Here is a 1,133-nt window from a genome sequence, read left to right as displayed (position 1 = left end):
GCAGGCAGCACTTCGATGGCATCGGCATGGATGGCCAGCAGTTCATCACGCTGCATTGCTTCCAGATGCACCAGGGCATCAGCGAAGGTCTCGCGAAATGTCACCGCATGGCGCGCCTCGATATCGTCAAACTCGATCCGGCCATGGCACATCAGGGCATTGATCACGTCACGGCGCAAGCGGTCGTCATCGTTGAGGCGATAACCACGCATCACCGGCAAGCGTCCGCTTTCCAGCCGGTGTTGATACTGAGCGGTCTCCTTGACGTTCTGGCTGTAAGTGTCGCCTACCTTACCGATGGCGGTGATACCCAGGCCGATCAGATCACAGTCGGCGTGGGTGGAATAGCCTTGAAAATTGCGCTGCAAGGTACGGTTCTCGCGCGCCAGGCTGAGTTCGTCTTCGGGTAACGCGAAGTGGTCCATGCCGATATAGACATAACCGGCATCGGTGAGCCGCTGGATGGTCAGCTCCAGCAATTCCAGCTTACGTTCCGGCGGGGGCATGTCTTCAGGACGGATCAGCCGTTGCGACTTGAACAGCTCCGGCAAGTGGGCATAACTGTAGGTGGCAATACGGTCGGGCTGCAGGGCGATGATCTTGGCAAGGGTAGTGTCGAAGCTCGCCACCGTTTGCAGCGGTAGCCCATAGATCAAGTCGACACTGATCGACTGGAAGCCGGCATCACGGGCGGCCTCGACCAGTTCTACCACCTGGGCTTCGCTCTGCACGCGATTGACCGCCTCCTGCACATTGGTGTCGAAGTCCTGGACGCCGAAACTCAGGCGGTTGAATCCCAGGTCATGCAGTTCGTGAATCTGGTCAGGCGTCACGGTGCGTGGGTCCACCTCCAGCGAAAACTCACGTGCCTCGGGTGGTGCAAAGTGAAAGGCGGCATCCAGCGCCGCCATCAAATCCGCCAGCTGCGCATTGCTGAGGTAGGTGGGTGTCCCACCGCCCAGATGCAGCTGGGTCATGCGCCGTGAATCGTCGAACAGTTTTCCCTGGATGCTTATTTCGTGTTTCAACCACTCCAGATATTCGGCGGCGCGTTCGGTGTTATGGGTAATGATCTTGTTGCAGGCACAGTAGTAGCAAAGGCTCTTGCAAAACGGGATGTGAATATAGGCCGA

1 protein-coding gene is annotated in these 1,133 nt (G+C 58.0%); it reads right to left on the bottom strand.

The window, feature by feature from the left end; all coding sequences use genetic code 11:
- The coding region (gene hemN / locus DU506_RS21215) for an oxygen-independent coproporphyrinogen III oxidase (protein ID WP_114488793.1) at positions 1–1,133 on the bottom strand (1,133 nt) is incomplete at both ends.

Source organism: Vreelandella rituensis, assembly GCF_003336665.1.
Lineage (GTDB): Bacteria > Pseudomonadota > Gammaproteobacteria > Pseudomonadales > Halomonadaceae > Vreelandella > Vreelandella rituensis.
This window is presented reverse-complemented; position numbering and strand designations above follow the sequence as displayed.